Source organism: Sporosarcina sp. 179-K 3D1 HS, assembly GCF_047228905.1.
Classification (GTDB): domain Bacteria; phylum Bacillota; class Bacilli; order Bacillales_A; family Planococcaceae; genus Sporosarcina.
Window position 1 is genome coordinate 1 of the sequence record NZ_JBFEGI010000003.1, and the last position, 16,693, is coordinate 16,693.

The window sequence follows — 16,693 nt, forward strand, 5'->3', positions numbered from 1 at the left end:
GTTCGATTTGCCGTATTTCTGCGCACTTTGCAGAAATTAAGGCACATCTTTCGAACAGCGCAGGGTTCGATTTGCCGTATTTCTGCGCACTTTGCAGAAATTAAGGCACATCTTTCGGCAGCGCAGGGTTCGATTTGCCGTATTTCTGCGCACTTTGCAGAAATTAAGGCACATCTTTCGAACAGCGCAGGGTTCGATTTGCCGCTTCAAGTTAAACTACGACCTAAGCCGTAAGCGAAACACAGCCGTGGTCTGTTCTCCGCTGAAACGATTCATCCTATACTACATAGTGAAGAGTGTTAGAACGATTGAGAGAAGGGTGGAATAGTGGGTGCGGAATAAGATAATCATTGTCATACTGATTTTGATTGTGGGGGTATTCGGGGTTCGGTATGCGATTAATTCCTTGTTTGGCGCAGACAAACAGATCGTCATAGCGGATTCATTCGAACGGCTTCAGGTGAGCGGGGCAAATGCGTTAGTAGAGATTCGACCGTCGGAAGAGGATACGACAACGATTGAAATCATCAGTAAGAAGAAACAGCGTAAAGGTTTGGTGAAAGCGAAAGTAGATGATGGTACTTTGACAGTCAAGTTAAAGGATAAAAGAACGTGGGTCATCCCATTTGGTTACTCACCCCCGACGCTTGTTATAGAAGTGCCCAAGAAGCAATATGATTCACTCAAGGTGAAGAGCGATAACGGTAAAATTTCAGTGGAGAGTCTTCAAATAAAGGAATTGGATTTGGAAACGGATAATGGCAAAATCGCCGTGAAAGACGTGGAAGCGAATACTGTTCGAGTAGAGACGGATAATGGATTAATCGAACTCGACCATGTGGAAGGGGCAATTACAGCGAAGACCGACACAGGCTTGATTTCCCTAGTGACTCCGGATTTGGATCGGCCGATCGATTTGAAGACCGATGTGGGGAAAATTTCTGTCCAGACAAAAACAAAGCCGACCAACACGACGATTTTGGCAGAGACCGACATCGGCTCCATCAATATTTTCGGGTCCAAAAACAATAAAACAGTCTTCGGAAACGGAGAGAACCTCGTAAAATTACAATCGGACGTCGGCGCTATAGTAGTTCAATGAAGGGGCCGTCAGGAAAATGCGTATTAAATAGGGGCAGTTTTTAATATAAGGGAGGTGCTTTTTTGCTCAAAAAGCATCTCCCCTTGCTCACTTTGTCGATTGTGTATCCATTCCCATTTTAATATCGATCAGTGTAATTCCATTGTTTTGTGTTAAGGTGTTTTTCAATACTTGTTCAAATTCATTCAATTGATTCGGTCTAACTCCTGCTATTCCAAAACTTTCAGCAAGCTGCACAAAGTCAGGGTTTCCAAATGCCGTACCAAAGCTATTACTGAATTTCTCTTGCATCATTTGTTCCTCTAATTTTAATGTTGAATCATTTAATACAATGATGATCAATGACAGGCCAAGTCGTTTGGCGGTCTCTAATTCGGAAATATTCATTAAAGCCCCTCCATCTCCCGTAATACAAATAACTGGAGCGTCCGGGCAAGCTAATTTAGCACCAATAGAACCGGGTAACGCAATACCCATTGAGGCAAATCCATTTGAGATGATGAGTCGACCTGCCTGTTTTGATTGATAAGTACGGGCGATAGAGAGCTTGTGGGCACCTACATCAGAAATCACGATGGTGTTTTCGGTAGCGTTATTTTCAATAACCGTTAAGATATTCTCGATAGTAAGTGATAGATTTTCTTTAACATCTAAATCGATTTGATAGGCTGTCTTAATTTGTTCCTTGAGATTACCAACCGGAACCCATGGTTTAGATGGTAAATCCGGTGCATTAAGTTGCTGGAAAGTCTCGTTTAAATCACCAACCAACTCTTTCTTCACCGGGTAATGCTCGTCCATTTCAGCGGGCAGCGTGTCAATATGCAAAATGGGTTTCATTCCTTTATTCCAATCCTTAGGTGCACTTTCAACAAAATCAAAACCAATGACAATTAATAAATCAGATTGCTCTATAATTGGTAATACTTCATCCTTCTTTTTAAAACCAAATGTAAAATAATTAAGCGGATGGTTTTTAGGTAAAACTCCTTTTGCCATAAAGCTATGAATAACAGGGGATTGTAGGTTCTCTACAAAAGTCAGGAGTTCATGTATAGCTGTTTGCCTAATAACCCCGTTTCCAACTATGACCAGTGGCTTTTGGCTTTGGCTTATTAATGTACGAGCATCCTCTATAGCTTGTGAATTAGGAGTACTTTTTGGAAGAGGCAATACTGGTAATGGCAGGGTTGGAGCCATTTGTGATGCTATGTTCTCAGGCAATTCAATTAAAACAGCACCTGGCTTTTCCATTTGTGCTAATCTAAATGCCTGGCGAATGATTTTTGGTATGGATTGCGAATCTTTAATTTGAACACTCCACTTGGTAGCGGGTTCAAATATTTTAACTATATCTAAGTATTGATGAGATTCTTGAAGTTGCCTTTCAAAGCCTGCTTGACCTGTAATGGCGACAACCGGAGAATGATCCAGATTTGCACTAGCTATTCCGGTCAAAAGATTTGTCGCTCCAGGTCCTAAAGTTGCCAAGCAAACACCGACCTTATTTGTTAGCCTGCCATAAACATCTGCCATAAACGCTGCTCCTTGTTCATGACGAACATTTATGAACTGAATTTTTTTAGACTTAGATAATGAATCCATCAGGTCGAGGGTTTCCTTACCCATGATGCCAAAAATATACTCAACCCCTTCATTTTCCAAGCACTGAATAAGTAAATCTGTTGCTTTCATGATACATTACTCCTCTACCTACTGTCTTTTCCCTATTGTCCCCTTAAATCTTTTAAAAAAACCGTCTGCATTTATGGTGTGGTGAACCGTATCATAAGTAAACGCGGATAAAATAGAAAATTGAAAAGGGGTCTGTTTCAAAACAGGCCCCCTTTCAATTTTTATTTTCCTCTTTATAAAAGCGTTCTCCAGTTTCTGGGTTGTAATAAACGACTAATCTTTTATTTGTTATTGGATCAATTGAGACCTCATTTGTCCGTATGAATCCTTTTGGTACTTGCCTGCCGTGTTTCGTTTTAAAGCGACGATCCCAAATTAGCCAGGACCCGATAATTAAAACAACCAGAATAAGGAATTGGATACCGTAAAACCCTATAATCCATTTCATTAGTTATCTCTTTTCTACAATAACTGCTGTTCCATAGGCTACGATTTCACTCATATTTTGACCGATTTCACCTGAGTCAAAGCGCATCATAATAATAGCGTTTGCACCCATTGCTGTGGCATTTTTCACCATACGATCCATTGCTTGTTTTCTGGCATCTTCAAGCATTTCTGTATACTGATTTATCTCTCCACCTACTAGCCCCTTAAAAGCAGCAGCAATATCTTTACCTATTCCTCTTGCTCTTACGGTTAAACCAAATACTGGACCTAACACCTCTGTAATTTGGTGATTAGCAATATTTTCAGTTGTTACGATCATCATCTGAATCCGCTCCTTAACAATAATAATAATTATATAGATGAATAGGAGTATTTACCAGTACATTTAGGTTAAAATCTCATTTAGATAAATTACGGTGAACCGTATCATGAGTGGACGGCAAACAGGAAGTAGTGCTGAAGCTTGATTTATTAAAACGAGGCTAAATATCAAATAGTATTAGAAAACTCATTTGCATATGCAAATGAGTTTTCTGCTGTTTCGAAGTGATTTTCTTTTCCGGACAATGCCTATCACTCAATCTCCAACGTGATTTTACCGAAATTCTCTCCCTTTTCCATGTACACCAGGGCTTCAGAGGCTGCCTCGAGGGGGAAGGATTTATCAGTGTACGGAGAAATCCGATGTTCTTCAAAAAATTGAAGCATCTCCCTGAAATCTTCCGGGCTCCCCATTGTGGTTCCTCTAATATCTAAATGCTTGAAGAAGATACGGGGAAGTACGAGTTCTTTTATTGGACCGCTTGTCGCACCGAAGTTGACGATGCGACCGGCCGGGTTCGCTAAAGTGATCATATGATTGAAGTTTTCGCCGCCGACGCCATCAATGATCACATCAGCACCGCCCATTAATTTTTTCATATCTTTTACCCAATTGTCCGAGCGATAGTTCACTCCGCCTGCTGCTCCTAACTGTTTCGCCTTTTCGAGTTTTTCATCGCTACTCGATGTAACAAATACATTGGCACCATGAGCGACAGCGATTTGTAGTGCCACTAATGCAACACCACCACCGATGCCAGGAATGAGAACGGTTTCACCCTCCTGTAGATTTCCCCTATACATCAGAGCGCGGTATGCTGTTAAGCCTGCCAATGGGAGTGCAGCTGCTTCTTCCCAAGTAAGGTAGTCTGGCTTGGCATAGACGTTTTCGGCTGGAACGGCGACGTATTCGGCGAACGTACCATCAGATGGCATTCCTAATATCCGATGATCCGGATTATAGTGGACTCTGCTATCCCCCCAATTTAAGCTTGGGTTAATGACAACAGTGCTGCCGACCTTTATTTCTGTTACTTGATCTCCAACAGTTACAACCTCACCAGCCCCATCCGCTCCCAAAATAGACGGCAGCTCCATCCCAGGGTACATTCCATAAGTGATCCATAAGTCTCTTCGATTTAATGCTGCATACTTCACCCGGACTACCACTTCATTTGATTTTGGAGTCGGAATTTCAACTTCTTCGTAACTGACTTGATTAGGTCCTCCTAATTCTCTTAACAAGATCGCCTTCATCTCAATCCCCCTTGAAATTAATATATTGAAGCATTGGATACTTAGTTGCGTGATTGAGCGCTCGCTCATTTTATAGTGTTAACTGTAGCATAATTTTCCTGTCTCATCAAGCAATGATTTACCAATTTAGAAAAATCGAATAATTTTACAAGTAATGATAAATAATAAGCTAATGGGGCTTATGTGTTTCTCAAAGTAATAATGTATACTCAATTTATGCAATAAATGTTCTTGAATATTATTTATATATGGGAGGAGAAATTATGAAACTGGGCGCATTCTCTGTAAGTTTAAATGTAAAAGACATCCACAAATCAAAATCATTTTACGAAGAGCTGGGGTTTCAGGTCTTCGGAGGGGATATTACCCAAAATTGGCTCATTATGAAGAATGAGAACTGCATAATTGGCCTTTTTCAAGGAATGTTCGAAAAAAAACATTTTGACGTTTAATCCGGGATGGAATGAAAATGCCGAAAACCTTCATTCGTTTACTGACATTCGGGAGATTCAGAAACAGCTGAAAGAAAAAGGTATAAAGATGCTATCTGAGGCCGATGAAACTAGCGAAGGCCCAGCAAGTTTTACAATTGAAGATCCGGATGGTAATCCAATTCTTTTTGATCAACACAGATGAAGGAAAAGATATTCTAAAAAGGTAGTGGTAAACGATGAATTTAGATATGGTTATGCAGGAGCTTGAAGCCCTTGGCAAGGAACGGACTAAAAAAATATACTTGTCCAATGGTGCGCGTGAACCACTTTTTGGTGTAGCGACAGGTGCGATGAAGCCGATCGCAAAGAAAATAAAATTGGATCAAGCTTTAGCTGAAGAGCTTTATGAGACAGGAAACTATGACGCCATGTACTTTGCAGGTATTATTGCAGATCCAAAAGTAATGACTGCGTCGGATTTTGATCGTTGGATAGATTCGGCCTATTTTTATATGCTATCCGATTATGTGGTGGCCGTCACTTTAGCGGAAGCGGATATTGCACAAGAAGTTGCCGATAAATGGATTGCGAGCGGTGAGGAACTGAGAATGTCAGCGGGCTGGAGTTGCTACTGCTGGCTATTAGGAAATCGCTCAGACGTTGAATTTTCCGAGAGTAAGATTGCCGACATGCTTGAAATGGTGAAAAATACGATTCACGATTCGCCAGAGCGAACCAAAGCTGCCATGAATAACTTCCTTTATACTGTCGGCTTTTCATACTTGCCACTCCATGAAAAGGCGGTCGAAACCGCAAAGGAAGTAGGTCTAGTAGAAGTCAAACGGGATAAGAAAAAGAGCAGTATTCTAAACGCTTACGAAAGCATTCAAAAGGAAGTAGATAGAGGGAAGATTGGTTTCAAACGCAAATATGTTAGATGTTAAACAGTAGCTTCGCTATTCAACTATCGGGCGCTTTCCTAGAACTCGGAAAGCGTCATTTTTATTGGAACAAAGGATTGAGGTCGAAAGTTTTGTAATGAAGTTTTATTAACATGGCAATACTAAAGTTAGAGAATGGAGAGGATGCCACAATGAAAATAAATCAATTGATTGCGAATAATATTAAGCGATTAGATGCAGCACTTCCAATAGATAAATCATTAGGTATCGCTGGATTGTCTGGATCAGGAAAAACAACTTTTTGTCAAACAATCGGCGAAGAATCGAAGAAGCGTCTCGTTTCCTTATTGCCAAAGGCCGAATACCAGTATTTATTCCCCAATATTATGGAAACGAATTTCAGTGCCATAAAAATGGAAGAGATGCCATTAGTGTTGTTTCTCGGAAGATCATCCATTTCTTCCAATCCACGTTCCACAATTGGCACACATACCGGCGTTTTTACAGAAATTCGTGTTTGTCTTGCTGACAAATTTGATATATCCCCGGAAGTGTTTTCATTCAATAATGAATTAGGCTGGTGCCCAAAATGTAAAGGGCGCGGTAGTACAAGTAATGTTGAATGTAAAACGTGTGGTGGTAAACGCTATAGCCCAGAAGTTGAGAAATATGCGATTGATTTATTTGATAAACCTCATACTGTTTCCGATATCAACGACTTGAGCGTCGAAAAGATCCTCTTACTAGCAGAAGAATTACATATTAGTGAAGCGAAACAACATATCCTCAAAAATATTATCAATATGAATATCGGTTACCTAACTTTAAATCGAATTATGGGTACATTGTCAGGCGGAGAATTGACACGACTCTACTTGGCGGAGTTTATGGCTGCAAGCGAAAACACCGTCATTATCATCGATGAAATCTCTGTCGGTCTTGATCGCCAAACGCTGTTGAAAATCTTAGCGCAGATTAAACAATTAGGCTATAAGAATCAAATTTGGCTCATCGACCATTCTGACACGGTGCTCGATACAACTGATGAGCAATTGTTCTTTGGACCTGGCAGTGGTAAATACGGCGGAAAAATTGTGGAAGAATCACCTCGTCCAAAACCTGTGTTTCAGGAACGGAATGAGACAAAGCCCACAGAGTACTATCAATTTAAGGATCTTTACTGCCGTAATATTCAAATGGCTGAATTTGAGATTCCAAAAAATAGACTTGTAACGGTTACAGGTGAGTCTGGCTGCGGTAAGTCTACACTTGTCAATGAATGTGTAGCCAAAGACTTTCTGAAGCGATACCCGAAAGATAAACTGGTGATGGTAGGGCAGGACCGCAACCAATCGATAACGAGCCGATCAACTGTTGCAACTTTTCTTGACATCAAACAGAAACTCAACAAATATAGTGACGAAATTGATGATATTTTTGAGCGCTCGATTGAAGATATTATTGATGAACTGCCAAATGGAGACATCGCTCATAAACGCTTGAGTTTATTGATCAAACTCGGCCTCGGTTATTTGACGTTGGAAAGAAAGACACAGACTTTATCTACTGGTGAATTTCAATGTGTTCATTTAGTTTCGGAGCTGTTTGCTAACTCAAGAAAACCGCACACGCTTTTCATTTTTGACGAGCCATCAAAAGGTTTATCCCAAAATATCTTAAATCAATTCATTGATAGTATTCGGCTGATTTTGCAAGTGAAACAGTTTCAATCGTTATGATTGAACATAATGAATATATGATGGAAAGCTCCGATTTCATAATCGATTTCGGAAAGCGGAAGAATGAGCCTGTAACGCATTTGGATATTGTTAGTCATCATTGCTATTATGAGCATGAAAATAGGGAGGATATCGAACTACCGTTACCTATTTCCTCCGCGCTCAAACAGCAAAATGGCATTAGCGTTTTAAAAGAAAATCATATCGAATACTTTAAAAATGCAGAGAATATTTATAAAGGAGGCATCTTAAAAAGTTTGTCATCAATGGCCCGATTAATTTATGGTGAATTCGAATCTGACACTATCGCGCCAGTCATTGCGATGGATCTTGAAAGACACTTGTATAGCCAATATAGCTTTCTCTATGAAATTGGAGGCCTCATCAACCATATCGTGGCGGCGCATCCGACGAACAAAGACACGAAAAGCTTTGATTTCTATAATAAAGATAATCACTGTCCATCATGCTCAGGACGTCTTCAGATAGAAATATTTGATAAAGATCTTATCATTCAAGACAAAAATGTTCCATTTTGGGATGGATTGTTCCATCCAGACGTGATGGAAGTATTGAAGTTTTATAAATACGAAAAGCTTGAATTCCTATTTGATGAAATGAAGAATGAATTAGGTCATGACCTGACAAAAAGCTATAACGAGATGTCCGATGAAGAAAAGCATACATTTTGGTATGGATATTTTGAGAAGTCATTTTATGACAGGGAAGGCAAGACGCGAAGAACATGGGTAGGCTTCAATACAATCCTTGGGATGTATATGGTCGTTTCAAAATCAATCATTAAAGAACAAATGAAAGCTTCTAAAGAAATGATTACATGTCCAATTTGTGAGGGGACTGTTTTAAACCACAATAAGCCGCTTAAATTCGGAGTCACAGATATTCGTGAATTGATCAGACAGCCGGTTGACGAAGTATTGAAGATCATAGGTGACTTGCCTGCACTCGTCAAATTGAAATCGATTGTAGGCGGCGAGATGAACTTGACGGAAGATGTCTCTTTGTTGTCTAGAAATACACAAGTCGCCCTAAAAATGTTTGAATTGGAGCAGGCAAGCTTTACGGGTTATGAAATCGTATTACAAAATGTCTACCCATTCTGGGATACAATCAATGGCAATGTCGAATCCATCAGCAATAATAATCAAGTGACAATCTGTGATTTCCCAAATATCAATGAAACGAGAGAAACGATTATCGATCAGTATTTCACAAATGGGAAATACAAAAAACTGACATATGTTTATGAAGCATTTGGTTACAAAAAATTAATTACCCAAATTAATAAAATCAGAAAGGGCAATCCATGTCCATTCTGTAAAGGTAAAAAAGTGATATCGGAAGATAATCTGCATGATGGTGTGTTTAAATTAACCATTCCATGTGTAAGTTGTCATGCTACAGGCATCAATGAAGAAGGCCTTAAGGAACTTGTTGAAGGCATACAAATAAAAACGTGGTTAACTGGAACAGTAAGTGATGTTGTTGATGAAAGCTTAACTATTGAGGCTGTTGCAGACATTCAGATTTTCAATCGCATCCGTGAATTGAATAAGCAAGATATGATGGCAGTTTATCAATGCCTTGAGCAAAATAATTAAATTAGAATTTTGAAGGATAGATGTCAGCTAGTAACGGAAAATCCCAACTTCTCTATTTTTATTTGCAGAGAAGTTGGGTTTTTATTATATTAACCGAGCGCATCTGTATGTTTATTTTATTGTTGTGTGGTATTTTCAAATATACAGTTACAGTTCTATGTCTTTTCAACTCTAATGGATGTTTAAGAGAAAGAGGGTTTTGCCAAAATGAAAAGAATGGCCCTGTTTTTGTCCATCTTTTTATTCTCCTCCACGTTGCTCGGCTGCTCGGGTGGTGGATCGGAAACTTCGCAGACACCAAAAGTGGAATTGATGGTGTCGGCTGCCGCTAGTCTGACGGATGCACTGACGGATATTAAACGTACATATGAGAGTCGCCAGGAAGGTGTAACATTGACTTTCAATTTTGGAAGCTCCGGAAAATTGGCTACGCAAATTGAACAAGGTGCGCCTGCAGACGTCTTTTTATCCGCAAGCGAAAAGGATATGGATGGCTTGGAGGCGAAGGGGTTAATCGTGGAACATTCACGTGTCGATTTCACGTCGAATTCCCTCGTTTTAATTTCGGCTAAGGAGTCGACCTTAGGCATTCCTTCCTTTCCAGAAATCAATCCCCGCTCTATTCAACACCTTGCCATTGGCGAACCGGAAGCTGTGCCAGTGGGATGGTATACGAAAGAAGTGTTTGAACACCTAGGATTGTGGGAGCCACTGCAGGACAAACTCGTGCTCGGTTCGGATGTCCGGCAAGTGTTGACTCATGTGGAGATGGGAAATGCAGATCTGGGGGTCGTCTATTCAAGTGACGCGGCTATATCAGACAAGGTGAAAGTGTTGGCAGAAGCGAATGGGGAATGGCATACCCCAATTGTCTATCCGGGTGCCATCATACGGGAATCCGAACACCAACAAGCGGCGCAGGCCTTTCTGGATTATTTGATAAGTGATGATGGGGAAGAATTGCTGCGGAAATGCGGGTTTCAGTAAAAGGGGGGAGGGCCTATGTCCGAAATCAGTTACACACCACTACTCTTGTCATTGAAAGTGGCAGTCATCTCCACCTCCTTCGTTTTCGTCATCGGTTTGTTTTTTGCTTATTTTTTCAGGCGGAAATCCTTTTTTGGAAAAAGTATAGTGGAATCATTTTTTCTTCTGCCACTTGTGCTACCTCCTACGGTTGTTGGATTTGGCTTACTCATTCTTTTTGGAAAAAAGGGGTGGATCGGTGGGTGGCTATGGAATACATTTGACATCCAAATCGTCTTTACTTGGTATGCGGCCGTCATCGCATCAATCGTCGTTTCATTTCCCTTAATGTATCAAAGCGCCACGGCCGCTTTCGAAAACATTGATGTTCGACTTGAAAATGCGGCGCGGACGATGGGAGCCTCCGAATGGCGTGTCTTTTGGACGATAGCCTTTCCGCTTGCCTGGCCGGGTTTATTGGCAGGGCTTGTCCTGTCTTTCGCCCGGGGACTGGGTGAATTTGGTGCAACTCTCATGCTGGCGGGCTACATCCCTGGAAAAACGGATACGATCCCGATGGCGATCTATTTTGCTGTAGAAGCGGGGCAGATGGAAAAGGCGACATTTTGGGTAGTTATTATCGTTGCGCTCGGTTTTAGCACGATTCTCTGGTTAACCTGGTGGAGCAAACGGAACATGCGGCGCTTCACCAATGAAAAAAATAGGGTGTGATACATATGCTTGATGTCCAAATGAAAAAGCAGCTTGCCCATTTCGAATTGGATGTTCATTTCACGATGGATCGGGAAATCGTCGTTTTGGTCGGGCCATCGGGCTCTGGAAAAACGACCATCTTGAATGGAATTGCCGGTCTTATGAGACCAGATGCAGGTATCATTAGCTTGAGGGAAACCATTTTTTTTCGGACTGGCCATACATCACTTCCAGCACGTGCTCGGCGTGTTGGTTATCTGTTCCAAGACTATGCGCTTTTCCCTCATATGACCGTAGAGAAAAACATTTCGTACGGAGTGAGAAAGAAAGGGGAAGGACACGCTGTAGCGGACAAATTGACCAATCTGTTAAAAATCCGGCATTTATTGACCAAATACCCTCACCAAATCTCTGGCGGTGAACAGCAACGGGTCGCGTTGGCACGTGCACTTGCAACGGAACCGGACATCTTATTGTTGGATGAACCTCTTTCCGCATTGGACAGGGAAACACGGGTTGATTGCCAGAACGAACTTCTTCGGCTACATGATGTTTGGGAGATCCCCTTCCTGATCGTTACACATGATATGGAGGAAGCCCGGAAACTGGGGGACAGGATTCTATATATAGAAAAGGGCAAAATCAAAAATCAGGAAGTGGGGGACCGAGTAGGATGTTCCACTTCAACTTATTAAGGATAAATGCGTTATACTGGGTTATATAGGGAATAGGGAAAGATACTATCGTTTAGGAGGCAACTATGTATGTTAAAGCAATTTTTATCAAGCATTGGCTATGGAGCAATGAAAGTGGATACAATTGTAGGCTCACCATCTGTCGCATTCGGTGAAACCCTTTCGGGAACGATTTATATCGAAGGCGGGAATAGTGAGCAGTTGATCGATCATATAGAGGTTGAATTATTGAAAAGGACGACACGAGATGTGCGGGACAGTGATTTTTCAATTATTGATAATACGATATCGAAGCAGGAATTTCAAATGGTCGGGAGCGTAAAATCGAAAGAGACTCACATGATCCCGTTTGAAATCGTCCCAGATGAACGTTGGGAGACTGAGGAGAATGAATCTCTCATCTTACGGACAACCGTTTTTATTAAAAATGCGGTAAATGTACACGATGAAGATCAAATTACATACGGTTGACGCGAAGCGCACTTTTTAGACAGGTGCGTTTTTTGGTCGCGTAATAATATTATGTAAACAAAGGGGTGGAAGTTTTGCTGAAATTTTATTTTTCTCTGACTCGATTTATCAAGAGAGTGTATGAGGAGTTTCCCGAAGAGCTATCATTGACCCAAGTGACGATAATGTTTGAGCTGGACGGTCTTGACGATACGACGATGCAAAAAGTCGCCCGGCAAGTCGCGATGGATATAACTACGTTTTCCAGGCAAGTGCAAACTCTGGAACGGAAGGGATATGTCGAACGGGTACCGTCCAATCAAGATCGCCGATTCTATTTTTTGGGACTGACAAAAGAAGGGGAGAGAGTTGTCAAGGAAGTGAAACAGCTGTTTGAAACACGTTTTTCCGAGTTCTTCAGTGGGATGAATGAATTTGAGAAGGAAACAATCATGAGATCTGTCCAAGCACTTACGAATAAGCTCCAAAATGACTAGAAGTTGCACTTTGCAAGTACATGAGCACTAATATAGTTGCAATATTCAATCGAATAAAAAGATGTTTGCAAATTGCGAATAGTTGCATATTTTAATAGTTGCAATACACAAGTATAGCTATCGGACAATTAATGATCCGATCACGTAACGCAAAAAGCCCCCTCGTCACTATGACAAAGGGGAACTTTTCAATTCGCTCAATTATGGAGTCGGTTTATCATCCTCAACAAACTTGCCGTAATCCGGGACGGCCATCGCCACGAAGTGATTGGCAAGATTGGTCAGATTCTCTTCCAGCCATTCGCCTGAAACAGGAACACCGTGTCCGGTAACCGCCACTTTCGGATGTAGCGCTTGCAATGCTTTTACCGACCGTTCGGCGGCTTCCCAATCCGGAGTCAAGTAACGGGGCGGGCCGGTTATTTCACGTTTCTGCGTAAATACTTTATATAAAGCATCTTGGCGGACGGTCACAAAGGCGTCCCCCGCTATTAAAGCCCCATCCGATTCTCGATAAAAGGAGACATGACCTTCCGTGTGGCCTGGAGTATGAATCCATTTCCATCCCGGCATGAAAGGGACGGAGCCGTCGGCGGGAAGGGGATTTGCCCGATTCCCGATATCGATCGCTTCAGTTGGAAAAATGGAAGACATTTTTGCTACCATCCCACCTTCCACCATGAAATCAGGGTCAGGAAAATCTTTTTGTCCCGTGATATACGGAATTTCCAAAGGATGGGCGTAGACAGGAACGTCCCATTCCTCGAGTAGATCAATTAAACCTCCAATATGATCGAAGTGGGCGTGAGTCAAAATGATGGCTTTCGGAGGTTTCCCGGCTCCGAATCTTTTTTCGGCCTCTTCTTTAAGTTTTGCCCCAGAGGTAGGCATTCCGGCGTCGATCAAGACCCAGCCTTCTTCTCCTTGCCTTCCGTAAAATATGACATTGACGATTTGGTTTGTGAAACAATAAATGTCCGGCGTCACTTCCACTCCGACGTCACTATTGACGGAAGTAATGGGCTGGAAATTCTCAGTTGATGAACTTCTCTCCACAAACAATACCTCCTATTTCGGTAATCAACTTATTTTGGCCTTTATATGAAGAACTATACAGTTTTCATTCCCGTGATGCCTATTATTAAACTCGGTTTTCGGTGTCAGTCAACGAATCCTCCGATTGACTGACGCCTTTTTTTGCATGTCGCCTTTTTGATGTTTGTACGGGGGAAATGATGGAAATAATGGGGTGAAATACTTCTATTTATGTGGATTGGGAGGAGATTGAAGTGACAAATAAACCAGATGATACAAACAATACCGGAAAAGAGGGCATGAGCCGCCGTACGTTTTTAAAGAACACTGGATTAGTTGCCGGCGGGGTAGTAGGGGGTTCGTTACTAGGCGGTTTGTTGACTAATCGGAGACAGGAAAATACAGAGACCCAAACGGAACAGATGAGCGGAGGCTTACAAGATGCCCGGATGTTTTTCAGCCGGAAAGAGGACTTTGATATTTTATCGGCAGCTACGGAACGAATTTTCCCGGAGGACGATCTGGGTCCTGGCGCTATTGCGCTTGGAGTCCCGTACTTCATTGACAAGCAGCTAAACGGGGAATGGGGGATGAATGCCAAAGAATATATGAATGGGCCATTTTATCAAAACGAATATGTTCAAGGAGCACAAGATAAGGAACGAAATCAAGATCGGCAAGGGCCAAACGTGGAAACCCAGCAACCACTCCCAACACCGAGGTACCAAACGAGATTGCGGAGGAATGAAATTTTCCTCATTGGTCTGAGAGAAATGGATCATGTCGCTCAAAAGGAATTCGGTGCCCGTTTTATCGAACTGGAAGGACCACAGCAGGATCAAGTGTTGCAGATGTTCGAGGATGGCAAAGTGGATATGAAAGGATATGGTTCCAAAGATTTCTTCCATCTGTTGCGACAAACGACGGTTGAAGGGGCTTACGCTGATCCGTTGTATGGAGGCAACAAAGATATGATGGGTTGGAAGATGAAAGAATACCCGGGTCCCCGTGCATCATATCTACCGCAGATTGAAGAGGAAGAATTTGTCGTCCTGGAACAACAAAGCTTGAAAGATTATCAAAAAAATGCGTAATGGGAGCTGGAAAGCATGGCAACTAAATTAGAAAAAGTCGATGTAGTGGTCGTCGGCACCGGATGGGCAGGTGGCGTCGTCATGGCGGAAATGGCCAAAGCCGGCTATAAAGTGGTAGCGCTGGAACGCGGAGAAAACAAAGAACGAGCGGATTACACAGGCGTGAAAGACGAACTGCGCTTCACCAACCGTTTTGAAATGATGCAGAACCTTTCGTCGGAAACCATCACCTCCCGTAACACGTTGGATCAAATCGCCTTGCCGGTCCGGACGCGGCAAGAGATGATGGCGGGCACGAATTTGGGTGGCGGCAGTGTGCACTGGGCTGGTGCTACGTACCGTTGGAAGCCGTATGATTTCGAGATTTACACTCAGACAGTCGATCGGTATGGGAAGGAAAAGATTCCAGAAGGCATGACCATCCAAGATTGGGGCATCACGTATGCCGAAATGGATAAGTATTATGATCGGTGGGAGAAGACCGCGGGCATCTCAGGGGAACCCGACCCACTGGGCCCCGAACGTTCCGATGACTATCCGAATCCACCGATGAAAGAATCTCCGGCTATCCGTTTGTTCAAAGATGCTGCAAAGAAACTCGGGTATCATCCCTATCAAGTGCCATCCGGAAATCTATCGCAAGGATATACGAATCCGGACGGAGAGGTGATGAGTGGATGTGTGTACTGCGCGTATTGTACCCAGTACGGTTGCGATTTTGGAGCGAAATCCGATCCGCTCGTCACTGTCATTCCGACCGCGGTGAAAACCGGGAACTGTGAAATCCGTACGAATTCCAATGTCCGCCGTGTACTGTATAAAGGCGGCAAGGCTACCGGTGTTCTATATGTCGATACGATTACCGGACAAGAATACGAACAGCCGGCAGATGTCGTCGTATTGGCCGCCTTCACGTTCACGAACAACCGTTTGTTAATGCTGTCGGAAATTGGACAGCCATATAACCCGAGTACAAGGAAAGGCGTAATTGGCCGGAATTACAATGGGCAGTTCGGTATCACTTTCTTAGGAGCCAGAGGGTTTTTCAATGAACGTAAATTTAATTTCTATGCAGGTGCGGGGGCGCTAGGCGGAGCGCTCAGTGACTTTGCTGGCGATAACTTCGATCATACGAATCTGGATTTCATAAATGGTGGCGGAATCGAATTGAGGCAATATGGGGATGCGGCGATCGCCAGTAATCATGTACCCAAGGGCACACCACAATGGGGCCCCGAATTCAAGAAAAACTCCATATATTATGCCCACCGTAATTTGGTCGTCTGGTATACGATGGCCACCATGGCCTGGTGGCATAATTATCTCGATCTGGATCCGACTTATAAAGATGAATTTAACGACCCGCTTCTTCGGGTGACGTATAAATATACGGACCATGACCGGAACATGGCGAAGTTCGGAATCGAAAAGTGTAGTGAGATCGTGGAGGCGATGGGAGCTGACATTGTTGACAAGGACACCATTCCACATGAATTTGACCATGTTTATCAAGGTGGCCATTATGCGGGAGGGGTCATCATGGGGTCCGATCCGGCCACGTCAGCAGTGAACAACTATTTGCAAATGTGGGATGTCGATAACATATTCGTCGTCGGCGCCTCTGCATTTCCACAGTTCGCCGGCCATCACCCGACTGCTACAGTTGGTGCTTTAGGCTACCGGGCGGCGGAAGGGATCGATAAATATTTGAAAAACGGCGGCCAACTGGTAGTAGGGAGGCAGCAGAAAAGTACGGTATAAACCGGCAAGAGTATTTCGT

Annotated in this window: 15 protein-coding genes and 2 pseudogenes; 12 read left to right on the forward strand and 5 right to left on the reverse strand. The window is 42.7% G+C overall.

Annotation, left to right across the window (positions count from 1 at the left end):
- Both AB1K83_RS05105 and AB1K83_RS05110 read left to right on the forward strand, forming a co-directional pair.
- On the forward strand, positions 1-234 hold a 234-nt coding region (locus AB1K83_RS05105; protein ID WP_413057088.1), incomplete at its 5' end, for a hypothetical protein.
- A gap of 97 nt (positions 235-331) precedes the next feature.
- Entirely contained in the window at positions 332-1,102 is a 771-nt protein-coding gene (locus tag AB1K83_RS05110) for a DUF4097 family beta strand repeat-containing protein (protein ID WP_413057089.1), read from the forward strand.
- Positions 1,103-1,189: 87 nt separating this feature from the next.
- Here AB1K83_RS05110 and AB1K83_RS05115 read toward each other — a convergent pair whose 3' ends face one another.
- The 4 genes from AB1K83_RS05115 to AB1K83_RS05130 form a co-directional block, all read right to left on the reverse strand.
- On the reverse strand, positions 1,190-2,797 hold the full coding sequence (locus tag AB1K83_RS05115) for an acetolactate synthase large subunit (RefSeq protein ID WP_413057090.1): 1,608 nt from the start codon (positions 2,795-2,797) through the stop codon (positions 1,190-1,192).
- A gap of 154 nt (positions 2,798-2,951) precedes the next feature.
- Positions 2,952-3,185, reverse strand: coding sequence for a hypothetical protein (locus AB1K83_RS05120; RefSeq protein ID WP_413057091.1), 234 nt, complete (start codon positions 3,183-3,185; stop codon positions 2,952-2,954).
- A gap of 3 nt (positions 3,186-3,188) precedes the next feature.
- Positions 3,189-3,509, reverse strand: a complete 321-nt coding sequence (locus AB1K83_RS05125; RefSeq protein ID WP_099675914.1) for a YbjQ family protein — start codon at positions 3,507-3,509, stop codon at positions 3,189-3,191.
- Positions 3,510-3,760: 251 nt separating this feature from the next.
- On the reverse strand, positions 3,761-4,765 hold the full coding sequence (locus tag AB1K83_RS05130) for a zinc-binding dehydrogenase (RefSeq protein ID WP_413057092.1): 1,005 nt from the start codon (positions 4,763-4,765) through the stop codon (positions 3,761-3,763).
- A gap of 263 nt (positions 4,766-5,028) precedes the next feature.
- Here AB1K83_RS05130 and AB1K83_RS05135 point away from each other — a divergent pair.
- From AB1K83_RS05135 to AB1K83_RS05170, 8 genes and pseudogenes are all read left to right on the forward strand, one after another.
- A pseudogene (locus AB1K83_RS05135) lies at positions 5,029-5,401 on the forward strand (VOC family protein).
- A gap of 34 nt (positions 5,402-5,435) precedes the next feature.
- Positions 5,436-6,143, forward strand: a complete 708-nt coding sequence (locus tag AB1K83_RS05140; RefSeq protein ID WP_413057093.1) for a DNA alkylation repair protein — start codon at positions 5,436-5,438, stop codon at positions 6,141-6,143.
- Positions 6,144-6,292: 149 nt separating this feature from the next.
- Positions 6,293-9,462, forward strand: a pseudogene (locus tag AB1K83_RS05145) (ATP-binding cassette domain-containing protein).
- Positions 9,463-9,669: 207 nt separating this feature from the next.
- A complete protein-coding gene (gene modA / locus AB1K83_RS05150) occupies positions 9,670-10,449 on the forward strand; it encodes a molybdate ABC transporter substrate-binding protein (protein WP_413057094.1) in 780 nt (259 codons plus the stop codon).
- Positions 10,450-10,464: 15 nt separating this feature from the next.
- The gene (modB, locus tag AB1K83_RS05155; RefSeq protein WP_413057095.1) at positions 10,465-11,160 is read left to right on the forward strand and encodes a molybdate ABC transporter permease subunit; all 696 of its coding nucleotides are present in this window, start codon (positions 10,465-10,467) and stop codon (positions 11,158-11,160) included.
- Between the two features lie 5 nt (positions 11,161-11,165).
- A complete protein-coding gene (locus tag AB1K83_RS05160) occupies positions 11,166-11,837 on the forward strand; it encodes an ATP-binding cassette domain-containing protein (protein ID WP_413057096.1) in 672 nt (223 codons plus the stop codon).
- 69 nt (positions 11,838-11,906) lie between these two features.
- Entirely contained in the window at positions 11,907-12,308 is a 402-nt protein-coding gene (locus AB1K83_RS05165) for a sporulation protein (RefSeq protein ID WP_413057097.1), read from the forward strand.
- 74 nt (positions 12,309-12,382) lie between these two features.
- Positions 12,383-12,784 carry a MarR family winged helix-turn-helix transcriptional regulator gene (locus AB1K83_RS05170; RefSeq protein ID WP_413057098.1) on the forward strand — a complete coding sequence of 134 codons (402 nt, stop codon included), beginning with the start codon at positions 12,383-12,385 and terminating at the stop codon, positions 12,782-12,784.
- A 201-nt stretch (positions 12,785-12,985) separates the two neighbouring features.
- Here the strand turns inward: AB1K83_RS05170 and AB1K83_RS05175 are convergent, their stop codons facing one another.
- Entirely contained in the window at positions 12,986-13,840 is an 855-nt protein-coding gene (locus tag AB1K83_RS05175) for an MBL fold metallo-hydrolase (RefSeq protein WP_413057099.1), read from the reverse strand.
- A 233-nt stretch (positions 13,841-14,073) separates the two neighbouring features.
- Between AB1K83_RS05175 and AB1K83_RS05180 the strand changes: the two genes are divergently transcribed.
- Together AB1K83_RS05180 and AB1K83_RS05185 are read left to right on the forward strand one after the other, a co-directional pair.
- Complete coding sequence (locus AB1K83_RS05180) at positions 14,074-14,913, forward strand: gluconate 2-dehydrogenase subunit 3 family protein (RefSeq protein WP_413057100.1); 840 nt, start codon at positions 14,074-14,076, stop codon at positions 14,911-14,913.
- Between the two features lie 15 nt (positions 14,914-14,928).
- Positions 14,929-16,674: a GMC family oxidoreductase gene (locus AB1K83_RS05185; RefSeq protein ID WP_413057101.1), complete on the forward strand. Its 1,746-nt coding sequence runs from the start codon at positions 14,929-14,931 to the stop codon at positions 16,672-16,674.
- The last annotated feature ends 19 nt before the right edge of the window (positions 16,675-16,693 follow it).

What these genes read in the sequence shown, in the direction of transcription:
- AB1K83_RS05115 (WP_413057090.1), bottom strand. Translation starts at nt 2,797, where the DNA reads ATGAAAGCAACAGATTTACTTATTCAGTGCTTGGAAAATGAAGGGGTT.
- AB1K83_RS05120 (WP_413057091.1), bottom strand. Translation starts at nt 3,185, where the DNA reads ATGAAATGGATTATAGGGTTTTACGGTATCCAATTCCTTATTCTGGTT.
- AB1K83_RS05125 (WP_099675914.1), bottom strand. Translation starts at nt 3,509, where the DNA reads ATGATGATCGTAACAACTGAAAATATTGCTAATCACCAAATTACAGAG.
- AB1K83_RS05130 (WP_413057092.1), bottom strand. Translation starts at nt 4,765, where the DNA reads ATGAAGGCGATCTTGTTAAGAGAATTAGGAGGACCTAATCAAGTCAGT.
- AB1K83_RS05140 (WP_413057093.1), top strand. Translation starts at nt 5,436, where the DNA reads ATGAATTTAGATATGGTTATGCAGGAGCTTGAAGCCCTTGGCAAGGAA.
- modA (WP_413057094.1), top strand. Translation starts at nt 9,670, where the DNA reads ATGAAAAGAATGGCCCTGTTTTTGTCCATCTTTTTATTCTCCTCCACG.
- modB (WP_413057095.1), top strand. Translation starts at nt 10,465, where the DNA reads ATGTCCGAAATCAGTTACACACCACTACTCTTGTCATTGAAAGTGGCA.
- AB1K83_RS05160 (WP_413057096.1), top strand. Translation starts at nt 11,166, where the DNA reads ATGCTTGATGTCCAAATGAAAAAGCAGCTTGCCCATTTCGAATTGGAT.
- AB1K83_RS05165 (WP_413057097.1), top strand. Translation starts at nt 11,907, where the DNA reads ATGTTAAAGCAATTTTTATCAAGCATTGGCTATGGAGCAATGAAAGTG.
- AB1K83_RS05185 (WP_413057101.1), top strand. Translation starts at nt 14,929, where the DNA reads ATGGCAACTAAATTAGAAAAAGTCGATGTAGTGGTCGTCGGCACCGGA.